This is a genomic window from Methylobacterium sp. PvP105, from assembly GCF_017876975.1.
GTDB lineage: Bacteria > Pseudomonadota > Alphaproteobacteria > Rhizobiales > Beijerinckiaceae > Methylobacterium > Methylobacterium radiotolerans.
This window is the reverse complement of the sequence record NZ_JAGIPA010000001.1, coordinates 317,171-329,523: the sequence shown is the minus strand read 5'-3', so window position 1 is coordinate 329,523 and position 12,353 is coordinate 317,171. Positions and strand designations below refer to the sequence as shown.

At 71.8% G+C, this 12,353-nt stretch carries 13 protein-coding genes; 8 read left to right on the top strand and 5 right to left on the bottom strand.

Translation table 11 applies throughout. The annotated features are described in order from the left end of the window. Positions 1-33 precede the first annotated feature (33 nt). Positions 34-1,446, bottom strand: a complete 1,413-nt coding sequence (mgtE, locus tag J3A75_RS01650) for a magnesium transporter (RefSeq protein WP_409518653.1) — start codon at positions 1,444-1,446, stop codon at positions 34-36. Positions 1,447-1,839: 393 nt separating this feature from the next. Between mgtE and pqqA (J3A75_RS01645) the strand changes: the two genes are divergently transcribed. The 3 genes from pqqA (J3A75_RS01645) to J3A75_RS01635 all read left to right on the top strand — a co-directional run bounded on the left by pqqA (J3A75_RS01645) (position 1,840) and on the right by J3A75_RS01635 (position 3,211). Continuing rightward, positions 1,840-1,929: a pyrroloquinoline quinone precursor peptide PqqA gene (gene pqqA / locus J3A75_RS01645; protein ID WP_041372433.1), complete on the top strand. Its 90-nt coding sequence runs from the start codon at positions 1,840-1,842 to the stop codon at positions 1,927-1,929. A 78-nt stretch (positions 1,930-2,007) separates the two neighbouring features. Further along, on the top strand, positions 2,008-2,097 hold the full coding sequence (pqqA, locus tag J3A75_RS01640; RefSeq protein ID WP_020090597.1) for a pyrroloquinoline quinone precursor peptide PqqA: 90 nt from the start codon (positions 2,008-2,010) through the stop codon (positions 2,095-2,097). 160 nt (positions 2,098-2,257) lie between these two features. Further along, positions 2,258-3,211, top strand: a complete 954-nt coding sequence (locus J3A75_RS01635) for a class I SAM-dependent methyltransferase (protein ID WP_053621634.1) — start codon at positions 2,258-2,260, stop codon at positions 3,209-3,211. 4 nt (positions 3,212-3,215) lie between these two features. Here the strand turns inward: J3A75_RS01635 and J3A75_RS01630 are convergent, their stop codons facing one another. Continuing rightward, the gene (locus tag J3A75_RS01630) at positions 3,216-4,463 is read right to left on the bottom strand and encodes a NupC/NupG family nucleoside CNT transporter (protein ID WP_012322343.1); all 1,248 of its coding nucleotides are present in this window, start codon (positions 4,461-4,463) and stop codon (positions 3,216-3,218) included. A 57-nt stretch (positions 4,464-4,520) separates the two neighbouring features. Then, positions 4,521-5,210 (bottom strand): TetR/AcrR family transcriptional regulator, encoded by a 690-nt coding sequence (locus J3A75_RS01625; protein WP_234741133.1) that lies wholly within the window; start codon positions 5,208-5,210, stop codon positions 4,521-4,523. A gap of 74 nt (positions 5,211-5,284) precedes the next feature. On the opposite strand from J3A75_RS01625, the gene J3A75_RS01620 reads away from it, so the two are divergent. The 3 genes from J3A75_RS01620 to J3A75_RS01610 are packed head-to-tail and all read left to right on the top strand — an operon-like array spanning position 5,285 to position 8,497. Then, on the top strand, positions 5,285-6,130 hold the full coding sequence (locus J3A75_RS01620) for an SDR family NAD(P)-dependent oxidoreductase (protein ID WP_012322341.1): 846 nt from the start codon (positions 5,285-5,287) through the stop codon (positions 6,128-6,130). Position 6,131: 1 nt separating this feature from the next. Then, positions 6,132-7,034, top strand: a complete 903-nt coding sequence (locus tag J3A75_RS01615) for an alpha/beta hydrolase (protein ID WP_012322340.1) — start codon at positions 6,132-6,134, stop codon at positions 7,032-7,034. Beyond that, the gene (locus J3A75_RS01610) at positions 7,031-8,497 is read left to right on the top strand and encodes a flavin-containing monooxygenase (protein ID WP_058607425.1); all 1,467 of its coding nucleotides are present in this window, start codon (positions 7,031-7,033) and stop codon (positions 8,495-8,497) included. The genes J3A75_RS01615 and J3A75_RS01610 overlap by 4 nt, the downstream gene beginning before the upstream one ends. 34 nt (positions 8,498-8,531) lie before the next feature. Here J3A75_RS01610 and J3A75_RS01605 read toward each other — a convergent pair whose 3' ends face one another. After that, the gene (locus tag J3A75_RS01605; protein WP_012322338.1) at positions 8,532-9,185 is read right to left on the bottom strand and encodes a protein-L-isoaspartate O-methyltransferase family protein; all 654 of its coding nucleotides are present in this window, start codon (positions 9,183-9,185) and stop codon (positions 8,532-8,534) included. A 317-nt stretch (positions 9,186-9,502) separates the two neighbouring features. Here J3A75_RS01605 and J3A75_RS01600 point away from each other — a divergent pair, with 317 nt between their 5' ends. After that, entirely contained in the window at positions 9,503-10,777 is a 1,275-nt protein-coding gene (locus J3A75_RS01600; RefSeq protein WP_199825821.1) for a PQQ-dependent sugar dehydrogenase, read from the top strand. Next, the gene (locus J3A75_RS01595) at positions 10,777-11,367 is read left to right on the top strand and encodes a c-type cytochrome (RefSeq protein ID WP_012322336.1); all 591 of its coding nucleotides are present in this window, start codon (positions 10,777-10,779) and stop codon (positions 11,365-11,367) included. Before J3A75_RS01600 ends, J3A75_RS01595 begins: the two co-directional genes overlap by 1 nt. 54 nt (positions 11,368-11,421) lie before the next feature. Here J3A75_RS01595 and J3A75_RS01590 read toward each other — a convergent pair whose 3' ends face one another. Continuing rightward, entirely contained in the window at positions 11,422-12,192 is a 771-nt protein-coding gene (locus J3A75_RS01590; protein ID WP_053621640.1) for an MOSC domain-containing protein, read from the bottom strand. Between the last annotated feature and the right edge of the window lie 161 nt (positions 12,193-12,353).

Here is a 12,353-nt window from a genome sequence, read left to right as displayed (position 1 = left end):
CTGCGCAGCGTCCGACCCAGAGGGTCGGCGCGCCTACAGAAGCGTCCCGCGCAGGATCAGCAGCGCCACCGAGAAGTAGATGACGAGGCCAGTGACATCGACCAGCGTCGCCACGAAGGGCGCCGAGGCGGTGGCCGGATCGAAGCCGATGCGCTGGAGCAGGAACGGCAGCATCGAGCCGGCGAGCGATCCGAAGGTCACGATCCCGACGAGCGCCGCACCGACCGTGGCGGCGACCAGCGGCCAGTGCTCGCCGTAGTCGTAGAGGCCGAGCTTCTGCCACGCCACGATCCGGACCACCGCGATCACGCCGAGGATCGCGCCGAGGAAGATCCCGGTCGGCAACTCGCGCAGCGCCACCCGCCACCAGTCGCGCAGGCGGATCTGGTGCAGGGCCAGCGCCCGGATGAGCAGCGAGGTCGCCTGCGAGCCGGAATTGCCGCCGGAGCTCATGATCAGCGGGATGAACAGGGTCAGGACGATCGCCTTCTCCAGCTCACCCTCGAAACCCTGCATGGCCGAGGCGGTGAGCATCTCCGACAGGAACAGCGCGCACAGCCAGCCGGCCCGCTTCCGGATCATCGTGAAGAAGCCGATATCCATGTAGGGCTCGGGCAGAGCCTCCATGCCGCCGAAGCGCTGCACGTCCTGCGTCTGCTTCTCGATCATCGCGTCGATCATGTCGTCGACGGTGACGATGCCGATCACGTGGCCGACCGCGTCGACCACCGGCAGCGCCAGGAGGTCGTACTTGGAGATCAGCCGCGCCGCCTCCTCGCGGCTAGCCGTCGGCGAGACCGCGAGCGGCCGGCGTCCCGGCGCGACGCTGAGGACGTTGTCGCCCGGATCCCCCGAGATCAGGCGTCGCAGCGGCACCGCCTTGGTGAGCGCGCGGGTGCGCGGGTCGAGCACGAAGATCGCGTAGATCGTCTCGCGGGTCTTCTCGACGTGGCGGATGTGCTCCAGCGTCTGGCCCACCGTCCAGGTGCCCGGCACGGTGACGAACTCGGTGGTCATGAGCGAGCCCACGGTCTCCTCGCCGTAGGCCGACAGCCGGTCGACGGCGCCGCGGGTCTCGGCGTCGAGGCGGGCGCGCAGGTCGGAGCGGCCGGGCTCCTCGATCTCGCGGAACACGTCCGTGACCCGGTCGGCCGACATGCCCGACAGGTAGCCCGCGACCCGGTCCCGCGGCAGCATCTCGATGATGTCGGCGGCGCAGTCGAGCTCCGGCTGGTCCAGCACCTCGATGGCCCGCTCCATCGGCAGGCCGAGCAGGATGGCGGCGGCGACCTCGGGGGCCTCGTCGTTGAGGGCCTCGACGATGTCGGGCGCCCGCTCGTCCGACAGGCGTGCGGCCAACACGGAGGGATCGACGCGCGTGTCGAAGGGGGCGATCTCGTTCATGGCCTCGCCTCGTGCATTACGAGGCGACGCGTCGCCGGTCATCCTAGGTCAGGGCCGTGACCGGCCGCCGCGTCGGTCGCCCCGCGGCCAGGCCTCTCAGCGGCTCAGGCGGGACGACGGCACGGGGCCGGGCACGGCAGGCACGATCGGTCGGGCACGTCGCTTCGCGGGTCGCTGCTGGAATGGGAGCGCGACACCGTCGAGGACACCGTCGCGCGGGTGCGTCGTGCGCCCGCGCGCAGAGCCCGTCAAGCCGAAACCGTGCCCATCCGCAGCCGATGCCGAACGGCGCCCCGGCGGGTGGCCGCGCGGCCACGGGACGGTTGCGCGCGGCTCCCGGCCGAGCTCCCTATGAGAAATATAAGTGTTGTGCTCGCTTGTATTGCGTCCAAGATATTGCCTATATGGATCGCACCAACAGCGAGGAGAAACGCCATGGCTTGGTCTGCCCCGATCGTGTCCGAGATCTGCGTCGGCATGGAAGTCACCAGCTACGAGTCGGCCGAGATCGACACCTTCCACTAAGTCGCGCCCGGCCTGGAGCGCGCGTCGCTCCGGCCCCGCGGCCTCTCTATCCACGCACCAATTTACCTGGAGGAAATCATGGCTTGGTCTGCCCCCGTCGTCTCCGAGATCTGCGTCGGCATGGAAGTCACCAGCTACGAGTCGGCTGAGATCGACACCTTCCACTAAGACGTCGCTCCGACGGTCTCGGGCGCCGCTTCATCCGGAGCGGCGCCCTTTTCTTTGGGCGCTCGTGGGAAGTCGCGCCTCGGCTTGACGGGCCACACCAAACCTGTGCCGCTGCGGCGTCCCCGGACCGTCCGGGCCTGCGGAGCGAGCGAGGATCAGTTTGGCGGACAGCGCCCGAGCGGCCGATCAGTCGATCCCCCCCTGCCCGATCACCGGCGCCCCCGCCCTGCGCTGCGTCGAACGCCTGGACGCCGCCTTCCTGACGCTTCTCTGGCACTATTCCGGCGGCGTCGATGTCGGGCCGCTGCTGCGTCCCGCCGGGACGTTCCGCCTCTGGGAATCCCCGACCGGGCTGATCTTCTTCGACCCGCCGGTCGCCGGCGACGCGGCTTTCTACCGGGCGTTCTACGGCCGGATCGCCGCGCACGATAAGCTCGCCGGGCCGGAGACGGAGCGCCTGGAATTCCGCCAAGCGGCCGCGCACGTGTCCGCGGGCGCCCGTGTGCTCGATGTCGGCTGCGGCCACGGCGGGTTCCGCGCCTACGTGCCGGACGCCACCTATACTGGCCTCGACCCGAACTTCTCCGCCGAGGACCCGACCGGCGCGATCCTCGACGAGACCGTGGAGGCGCACGCGGCGCGCGTCGGCCCGGTCTACGACGTCGCCTGCGCGTTCCAGGTGATCGAGCACGTGGCGGACCCGCTGAGTTTCGCCAAGGCGCTCGCGGCCTGCGTCAAGCCGGGCGGCGTGGTCCTGATCGGCACGCCGCTCTGGCCCTCGCCCAACACCACCATCCCGAACTTCGTCATCAACGCGCCGCCCCACCACCTGACGTGGTGGACGCCCACCGCCCTGGAGGCGCTGGCCGGCACGCTCGGCTGCACGCCCGAGGCCGTCCACGCCATCGGCATGGACCGGCACGATTCGCTGATCCACTGGATGGCCAAGGTCAGCCCCGTCCGCTGCCGCGACCGCTTCTTCCGGCGGACGTGGTCCTGGGCGGCGGCGCTCACCTTCGCGTACGGCGTCGGCGCGATCCTCGACCGCGTCCTGCCGGTGCCGAAGCGGACCCGCCCGAACGCGCTGCTGCTCGCGGCGCGCAAGGGCGCCTGATCCGTCACGCCACGAACAGCCCGGCGATCGCCGCGCTCGTGAGGTTCGACAGCGTCCCCGCCAGGATCGCCCGCAGCCCGTACCGGGCGACCTCGGAGCGCCGCTCCGGGACGAGGCTCGAGAAGCTCGCGAGCTGGATCGCGATCGACGCGAAATTGGCGAAGCCGCACAGGGCGAAGCAGACGATCGCCTGCGCCCGCGGCTCGAGGGTGCCGGCCTTCAGGACCGGCGACAGGTTGGCGTAGGCCAGGAACTCGTTGAAGGCGAGCTTCTGGCCGATCGCGCCGCCGACCAGGGTCGCCTGGTCCCAGGGCACGCCGAGGAGCCACGCCAGCGGGGCGAGCGCCCGGCCGAGCACGCCCTCGAACGAGGCGGACGGGTAGCCCATCCAAGCCCCGAGGGTGCCGAACAGGCCGTCCGCCAGGGCGATCAGCCCGACGAAGGCGATCAGCATGGCCCCCACCGAGACCGCCACCGCGAGCCCCTTCTGGGTGCCGTCCGCCGCCGCCTCGATGATGTTGGCCGCCCGTGTCTCGCCGAACTCCACCCGGGTGGTCGCGATCCGGGTCGGCTCCGTGGAGGGCATCAGGATCTTGGCGTAGACGAGCCCTCCCGGGATCGCCATCACGGAGGCCGCGAGCAGGTAGGTCATGGGTACGCCGAGCGCCGCGTAGCCCGCCAGGATCGATCCCGCGGTGGACGCGGCACCGCTCGACATGACGGCGAACAGCTCGGCCCCGGTCAGCAGGGCGAGGAACGGGCGCAGGGCGACGGCGATCTCGCTCTGGCCGATGGCGATCGTGATCACCGCGGAGAACGACTCGATCGGCGACGTGCCCAGGATCCGCCGGAGCACCGCGCCTAGCAAGCGGGCGAGCGCCTGCATCACGCCGAGATGGTAGAGCACGCCGATCAGCGCGGAGACGTAGAGGATCTGCGGCAGGACCCGCAGCGCCAGGATGAAGCCCGAGCCGCCGAACAGCTCGAACATCTTGGGCTCGACGAGCCCGCCGAACAGGAAGGCCGTGCCCCGGTCGCCGTAGGACAGCACGGTGACGACTCCGGCGGCGGCGGCCCGCAGCGCGGCTTGGCCGGCGGGCAGGAACAGGACCAGGGCGCCGAGGCCGACCTGCAGAGCCAGGCCGGTGAGGACCACGCGGGGACTGATCGCCCGCCGGTTCGTCGAGAACAGGAACGCGACGGCGAGCAGCACGAGGAGGCTGAGGCCGGCATGGGTCAGGCGGTCGAGCATCGCGTCCTTCGGGTCCGAGCTTGGCCGGGGCGCATGGAAGGATCGGGCCAGGGGCCGTCAGATGGGACCTTCCGGCACGAGATAGGGCGCGAAGAGGTCGCGCACCTGCGCGAAGCCCCAGTCCCGGTCCGCCTCCGTGAGGGCGGTGCCGCCCTGGAGGCGGTGGCTCATCCAGTGGCTGGACACGATCCAGGCATTGTCGATGAGCCGGCCGAGCGCGTCCGGGGCGACGCGCAGCCGCCCTGCCCGCACGGCCGCCTCGAACACGCCGCGGGCCAGCGCCTGGGTCTCGGCCCGGAGGGTATGGACCCGGGCGCGCAGGGCCGGCGCGATCTCCACCATGGCGATGCCGTCGCGGTAGACGCAGCGGTAGCGCCACATCAGGTCGAACCACGCCCGTTGATAGGCGAGCAGCGCCTCCGGCGCCGCGGGGTCGGCGGGCATCCGACCCGCGACCGCCACGGCCTCGGTCTCGAAGGCCGCGAACAGGGCTTCGACCAGGCCGCGCTTGCGCGGGAAATGGTACTGCAGATTGCCCTCGCGGATCCCCGCCGCGGCCGCGATCTCCGCCGTCGTGACGTGGCCGAGGCCGCGGGCATTGAACAGCGCGAGGCTGACCGCGAGGATCCGGGTGCGCGTATCGGGGGACGCGGCGGCGAGATCGGCCTCCGGATCGACATCCGCCCCGCGCTCACCCCTCCGAACCTCGCCCCGCGACATGATCCCGTCCCCGTCTAGGGTGCTCACCCTAGACAATCCGGCCGGCCGGGCCTATCCCCCGAGAACAGTCGATCCGGATCGACGGCACGGGGAGGCGCGGTTTGGCACAGCGGTTCCAACTCGCGGGCGCGGTGGCCCTGATCACCGGCGCGGCGAGCGGCATCGGCTCGGCACTGGCCGAGGGCCTGGCCGCGAAGGGCTGCACGCTTCTCCTGGTGGACCGGGACGAGACCGGCCTCGCGGCCGTCGCTGCCCAGATCCGCGGGGTCACGGTCGCGACGCGCGTCCTCGACCTCACGGATGCCGAGGGGATCCGCGCGCTGCCCCACTGGGTCGCGGAGCAGTCCGGGCACCTCGACCTGCTGATCAACAATGCCGGCGTCGCCCTCGGAGGCCGGTTCGACGAGACGCATCTCGACGACTTCGAGTGGCTGCTCGACATCAACCTGCGCGCCGTCGTGCGGATGTGTCACGCCTTCCTGCCGATGCTGCGCGCCCGTCCGGCGGCGCAGATCGTCAACCTGTCGAGCCTGTTCGGCCTGATCGCGCCGCCGGGGCAGGTCGCTTACTGCACCAGCAAGTTCGGAGTGCGCGGCTTCTCGGAGGCCCTCCGGCACGAGTTCGACGGCACCGGCCTCGGCGTGACGGTGGTCCATCCGGGCGGCGTCGCCACCGCCATCTCCCGCAACGCCCGCGGCCGGCGGCCGCCCACCGATCCGGAGGCGGCGAAGCGCGCGGCCGTGGAGGACGAGAAGGCCCGGGCGGCGTTCGGCAAGCTCCTGACCCTGGCGCCGGCCGACGCGGCCGCCGCCATCATCCGCGGCATCGAGGCCCGGGCGCCCCGGATCGTCGTCGGCAAGGACGCCAAGAACGCCGCGCTGATCCAGCGCCTGATGCCGGTGGGCTACTGGAAGACGATCGTGCGCCTGTCCGGAGGGACGCTCTGAGATGGCGAGCCTGCGCGCGTATCTCGGCGCCTACATGGTCCGCAGCCGGGTTCGGGGCCCCCTGTCCCGGGCGCGGGACGCGGCCGCGTTCCGCCGGATCTTCGAGGCGCCGACCTTCCCCGACCCCAAGGGCGTCACCTACGAGCCAGGCATCGTCGGCGGCGTGAAGGGCGAGTGGGTTCGGCCGAAGGCCGGGCCCGGCCGGCGGATGCTCTACATCCACGGCGGCGGCTTCATCGCGTGCTCGCCGCGCACGCACCGTCCCATCACCGGCGCGCTGGCGAACCGGGGCTTCACGATCTTCGCGCCCGACTACCGCCTCGCCCCCGAGCACCCGTTCCCCGCGGCGGTCGACGACGTGACCGCCGCCTGGGCGGCGTTCAGCGCCGAGGGCGCCGCCTGCGTGGCGGGCGAGTCGGCCGGCGGCAACCTCGCCCTCGTGCTGATGGGCCAAGCCCGCGCCCGCGGCCTGCCGATGCCCTGGGCGGCGGCCCTGTTCTCGCCGGCCACGGACTTCGTCTCCGAGGACGGGTCGCGGGTGACCAATGCGTGGCGCGACGCCATGTTTGACCCGCAGGCGCTCGCGGCGATCCGGCCGATGTATCTGGGCGCCGCCGATCCGGCCGATCCGCGGGTCTCGCCGCTCTTCGGCGACCCGACCGGCTTCCCGCCGCTGCTGTTCCATGTCGGCGCCCGCGAGGTCCTGCGCGACGACTCCGTGCGCATGGCGGAGCGGGCCCGCGCGGCCGGCGTCGAGACCGAGCTCAAGCTCTTCCCGGTCGTGTCCCACGCCTGGCAGTTCGCCGCCGGCGTGCTGCCCGAGGCGCGAACCTCCCTCGACGAGGCCGCGGCCTTCCTGACGGCGCACGCGCCCCACGCCCCCTTCGGGAGCCCTCAGCGATGACCGAGCCCGCGTCCGAGACCCTGGCCGTCCTGATCGTCGGCGCCGGCTTCTCGGGGCTCGCGATGGCGATCCGCTGCCGGCAGGCGGGAATCGGGCCGCTGCGGGTGATCGAGAAGGCCGACGGGATCGGCGGCACGTGGCACGACAACACCTATCCGGGTGCGGCCTGCGATATCCCCTCGCACCTCTACTCGCTGTCCTTCGCCCCGAAGGCCGACTGGAGCCGGATGTACGCGCCGCAGCCGGAGATCCTGGCCTACCTCCGGGACACCGCCGAGCGGAACGGGTTGATGCCCCTGATCCAGCTCGGGACGACCTTCACCGGAGCCACCTGGGACGCGGAGCGCGCCCTGTGGCACGTGGAGACCGACCGGGAGCGGATCACGGCGCGCGCGATCGTCGCGGGCATGGGCGGGCTCCACCATCCGGCCTTCCCGGACATCCCGGGCCGCGACGCGTTCGCCGGCCCCGCCTTCCACACGGCGGCCTGGGATCACTCCGCGGCGCTGGCCGGCAAGCGCGTCGGGGTGATCGGCACCGGTGCGAGCGCGATCCAGGTGGTGCCGGAACTCGCCGCCGTCGCGTCCCAGCTGACGCTGTTCCAGCGCACCCCGCCCTGGATCATGCCCAAGAACGATCACGCCATCGCGGAGCGTGCCCGGGACCGCTACCGGCGCCTGCCGCTCAGCCGGCGGCTCGAGCGGGCGCGGCTGTTCTGGCTGCACGAGGTGCGGGCGCTGCTCGGCTTCACCAAGGTCTCGAAGCTCACCGGCCAGGCCGAATCCCTCGCGCGGCACCATCTCGCCAAGGCTGTCCCCGACAAGGCCCTGCGGGCGAAGCTGACGCCGAACTACCGGCTCGGCTGCAAGCGGGTGCTGATCTCCGACGACTACTACCCCGCGCTCCAGCGCCCGAACGTCACCCTGGAGACGGACGGCATCGCCCGGATCACCGAGACTGGCGTGACCACCGAGACCGGGCGGCATCACGAGCTCGACGTGATCGTCTACGCCACGGGTTTCGACGTGGCCGCGACCTTCGCGCGGATGCACCTCGTCGGCCGCGACGGCCGGAGCCTGACCGAGGCCTGGGCCGGCGGCGTGGGCGCCTACCAGGGCATCACGGTCGCGGGGTTCCCGAACTTCTTCATGCTGCTCGGGCCCAATACCGGGCTGGGCCACAACTCGGTCGTCTCGATGATCGAGATCCAGGTGCAGCACGTCCTCGACTGTCTGACAGCGCTCGGGCGCGGGACGAAGACCGTCGAGGTCCGGCCGGAGGCTCAGGCCCGGTTCGTCGACCGGCTCCAGAGCCGCATGGCCGACAGCATCTGGCAGGCCGGGGGCTGCCGCAGCTGGTACCTCGACGCGACCGGGCGCAACACGACCCTCTGGCCCGACTCGGTCATGGCCTATCGCCGGAGCGCCCGCCGCGCCCGGCTGGGGGATTACAGGCTCGGCTGATCGGGGCGCACGCGTGCGCCGCCTCGGCGCGGGGTCAGAACGCGAAGCCGGCTTCCGCCGCGAAGGCCTCCAGATTGGGCAGCGACGCGTCGAACAGCGGGCGGGCCCCGAACGCGTCGCCGGCGCGCACGAAGAGGGTGACCTTGGCGTTGCGATGCGGGCCGAACACGCAGATCAGGCGGCCGTCGTCCTTGAGCTGGTTCAGCAGCGCCTGCGGCCGGACCTCGACGCGGCCGTTGATCAGGATGACGTCGAACGGGCCCTGCTCGGGGGCGCCGTCGGCGATCGGGCCCTCGATCACCTGGGCCGAGGCGCCGAGCCGGGTGCGCGCCGCCGCGGCGAGATCGGGCACCGATTCCAGCGCCGTGACCTGCGCGCCGAGCTGCGCCATGATGGCGGCGGCGTAGCCGTAGCCGGTGGCGACGTCGAGGGCGGCGACGCCCGGGCGGACCCGCAGGGCCTGGATCATCCGGGCCACGACCATCGGGGCCGGCATGCAGCGTGTCTCGCCGTCGGCCTCGCCGAGGTTCAGGGTCTGGTCGATATACGCGAAGGGCTCGCGGCCCTTCGGCACGAAGGCCTCGCGCGGCACGGTGTCGAACGCGTCGAGCACTGTGTTGTCGTTCACGTCGAAGGTCCGCAACTGGCAGTCGACCATCATCCGCCGCGCCTGCGCGTAATCGATCATCGATACGTGTCCTCGAACCGGATCGGAACGCCGCGTCGGCCGGGCTCCGGCGGACGGCCGGCATCCCAGGCCAAGCCTAAGCTTCCCGGACGGGGGGCGTTTTCGGAGATCATCGCCCAAAACGCAAGGTGAGCCGACGCGACAGCCGGCGATGGCCCTGGAGGGCGCGGCGGCGCACCTGATCTCGGCCCGCGTTACGGCGGCCGCGGAGTGTCGCCTCCGCGGCGCCCGGCCCGGTCGCGCTCTCCGGCCGACCGTTGAATAAAGAGTGCAGAGCGAGCGGACGGTCCGCGGGGCCGCCCCCACCGGGAGACATCATGACGCCGATCAGCCAGCCGATCCTGACCCGCAGCCTCACCGCCGCCCTCGCCGGACTCGGTCTCGGCCTGATGGGATCCGGCCCGGTCGCCGCGCAGGAGACGCCCGCGACCGCGGCCCCGCCGCCCAGCGTCCAGGTCGATCGCGGCTCGGCCCTCTACGGCCGCCCCGAGGGCGGCGCCGCGGCCAAGCTCGCGCCGGTGGCCGGACCGCCGCTGGCGACCGCGGCCGCCAAGCTGCCGCTCGACAAGCTGACGGTTCCGGACGGCTTCAAGATCGAGGTCTACGCCAGCGGCCTCGCGAATGCCCGCGAAATGACCCAGGCGCCGGACGGCACGCTGTACGTGGGCACCCGGACGGTGGGGAAGGTCTACGCCGTGCTGCCGAAGCCGGACGGCGACGGGAAGCGCGCGGTGAAGACCATCGCGACGGGCCTGCACCGGCCGAACGGCGTCGCGTACCACGACGGCGCGCTCTACGTCGCCGAACTCTCGAAGATCTGGCGCTACGACGACATCGCGAACCATCTCGATGGCGCGGCGAAGCCGACCCTGGTCTACGACGACCTTCCGAAGGACGAGGCCCACGGCTGGAAGTTCATCGCCATCGGCCCGGACAACAAGCTCTACGTCCCGGTCGGCGCGCCGGGCAACATCGTGATGCCGCCGGACACCCACGCGCAGATCCGGCGGATGGACCTCGACGGCAAGAACGCCGAAGTGATCGCCCGCGGCGTGCGCAACACCGTCGGGTTCGACTGGAACCCGAAGACCAAGCAGCTCTGGTTCACCGATAACGGCCGCGACTGGGTCTCGGAGGACATCCCGAACGACGAGCTGAACGTGCTCACGGAGCCGGGCAAGCAGCATTTCGGCTATCCGTACTGCCACCAGGGCACGTTCACGGATCCGGAATACGGCTGGGGCCACGCCTGCTCGGAATTCACCGCGCCGGCGGCGCTCCTCGGCCCGCACACGGCCTCGCTCGGCCTGCGGTTCTACACCGGAACGCAGTTTCCGGAGGCCTACCGGGACGCGATGTTCGTCGCCCGGCACGGCTCGTGGAACCGCACGACCAAGCTCGGCGGCGACGTGGTCGTGGCCAAGCCCGGACCGGACGGCAAGACCGCCGCGGTGGAGCCGTTCCTGACCGGCTTCCTTCAGGACAACAAGTATGTGGGCCGGCCGGTCGACGTGCTGGTCGCCACGGACGGATCGCTGCTCGTTTCCGACGACTACAACGGCGCGATCTACCGCGTCAGCTACGGCCGGTGATGCGCCGCCATCTCCGTTTGATCCGCGGGCTGGTCTATGCCCTCGGCGGGCTGCTGCTCACGGGCGCGACGCGCGCCGCCCCGGACGCGGCGATGCAGGAGCGCCTCGCTCCCTGCATCGGCTGCCACGGGGCCGGCACGTCGGCGACGGAGGGCGTGCCTTCGCTCGGCGGGCAGCTCCCGGACTACGTGGTCACGCAGCTCTTCCAGTTCCGGGAGAAGCAGCGGGAGGCGCCGCCGATGAACGAGGTGGCCGCCGGATTCTCCGACGACGACCTGCGCGGCTACGCCGACGCGGTGGCGACGCTGCCGCCGCCCGCCTGGGCCGGGCCACCGGCCGACGCGGCTCTGGCGGCGCGCGCGCAGGCGCTCGTCGCCAAGCACCAGTGCAATTCCTGCCACGGACCGGACCTCGCGGGCCGCGACGCGATCCCGCGGATCCGCGCGCAGCGGGAGGATTACCTCGCCAAGGCGCTCGCCGCCTACAAGTCGAACGCCCGGCCCGGCTACGATCCCGCCATGAACGAGGTCGCGCAGGGCCTGAGCGAGGCGGACATCAAGGATCTCGCGGCCTACGTGTCGCGGCTCTGACACGACCTCCCTCTGACCGCGACGACGGCAGCACCGGAGGGAAGAGTTAGCTCGTCACCCCACCACGCGCAGCGCGTCACCCTTCGCCAGCGTCCCGCCGGCGATCACCTCCGCGTAGACGCCGAGGTCGCGGTGGCCGAGGCGCGCGTCGAGGGTCCAGGGGATGTCGCAGTCGCGCACGCCGCTGACCGGGTCGACGTTGGTCGCCGCGCACCGCACCGTCCGCTTGGTGATCTTGAGCCGCAGCCCGCTCGGCGCCTCGATCACCCGGCCGACCATCTCCAGCTCGGCGAAGGGTTCGAGCCCCTCGACCAGCAGGTTGCCGCGGAAGCGCAGCGGGTCGACGGGCGCGCCGAGGTAATCCTCCACCGCCGCCACGCTCGCGCGGTTGATCAGCGACACGTAGCCGGTCGGCGAATCCGTGAAGCGGTACTGCGGCGGGGCGGCGAGCACCTTCGGCTCGCCGCGCAGGCTCTCGGGGACGTAGCGCCGCATCAGCTCCGCGAGCCCCTCTCGCCCCGCCTCGGTGTCGAGGCGGAAGGCCCGCGGCTCGCCGTGCCCCTCGACGGTCAGCGTCGCCGTGGCGTCGTCGTAGCGGGTGCGCAGGCGGGCGAGCGCCTCGTCGCGCATGAGCATCAGGTACTTGGTCTTGGGCTGGTGCCGGGGCGCCACTGCGTTGAAACCTGACGGCCCGTTCTCGATGGCGTAGAGCCGGTCGCCCGGGAAGAAACCGCTGGTCTCGAGTTCCGCCCGCGCGACGGGTTCAGGGCTCAGGCCCTTCACCGGATAGCGATACAGGGCGCTGACATGAATCAATGCGGTCATGCGCGGAGCGTGGCCCTGAAATGATCCGGGGCGCAAGAGCTTCGCCGCCCCTTGTGGTGCTGAATTGCAACACCACATCGGGTCTACCGGCGGCCACCAGCGGCGCCGGGGCCCTCGCGCGGCGGATAGCCGGAGGGCGACGTTTCGGTGGCGCCGCGCCT

What these genes read in the sequence shown, in the direction of transcription:
- J3A75_RS01630 (WP_012322343.1), bottom strand. Translation starts at nt 4,463, where the DNA reads ATGCTCGACCGCCTGACCCATGCCGGCCTCAGCCTCCTCGTGCTGCTC.
- mgtE (WP_409518653.1), bottom strand. Translation starts at nt 1,446, where the DNA reads ATGACCGGCGACGCGTCGCCTCGTAATGCACGAGGCGAGGCCATGAAC.
- J3A75_RS01595 (WP_012322336.1), top strand. Translation starts at nt 10,777, where the DNA reads ATGCGCCGCCATCTCCGTTTGATCCGCGGGCTGGTCTATGCCCTCGGC.
- J3A75_RS01610 (WP_058607425.1), top strand. Translation starts at nt 7,031, where the DNA reads ATGACCGAGCCCGCGTCCGAGACCCTGGCCGTCCTGATCGTCGGCGCC.
- J3A75_RS01615 (WP_012322340.1), top strand. Translation starts at nt 6,132, where the DNA reads ATGGCGAGCCTGCGCGCGTATCTCGGCGCCTACATGGTCCGCAGCCGG.
- pqqA (WP_041372433.1), top strand. Translation starts at nt 1,840, where the DNA reads ATGGCTTGGTCTGCCCCGATCGTGTCCGAGATCTGCGTCGGCATGGAA.
- J3A75_RS01605 (WP_012322338.1), bottom strand. Translation starts at nt 9,185, where the DNA reads ATGATCGATTACGCGCAGGCGCGGCGGATGATGGTCGACTGCCAGTTG.
- pqqA (WP_020090597.1), top strand. Translation starts at nt 2,008, where the DNA reads ATGGCTTGGTCTGCCCCCGTCGTCTCCGAGATCTGCGTCGGCATGGAA.
- J3A75_RS01600 (WP_199825821.1), top strand. Translation starts at nt 9,503, where the DNA reads ATGACGCCGATCAGCCAGCCGATCCTGACCCGCAGCCTCACCGCCGCC.
- J3A75_RS01590 (WP_053621640.1), bottom strand. Translation starts at nt 12,192, where the DNA reads ATGACCGCATTGATTCATGTCAGCGCCCTGTATCGCTATCCGGTGAAG.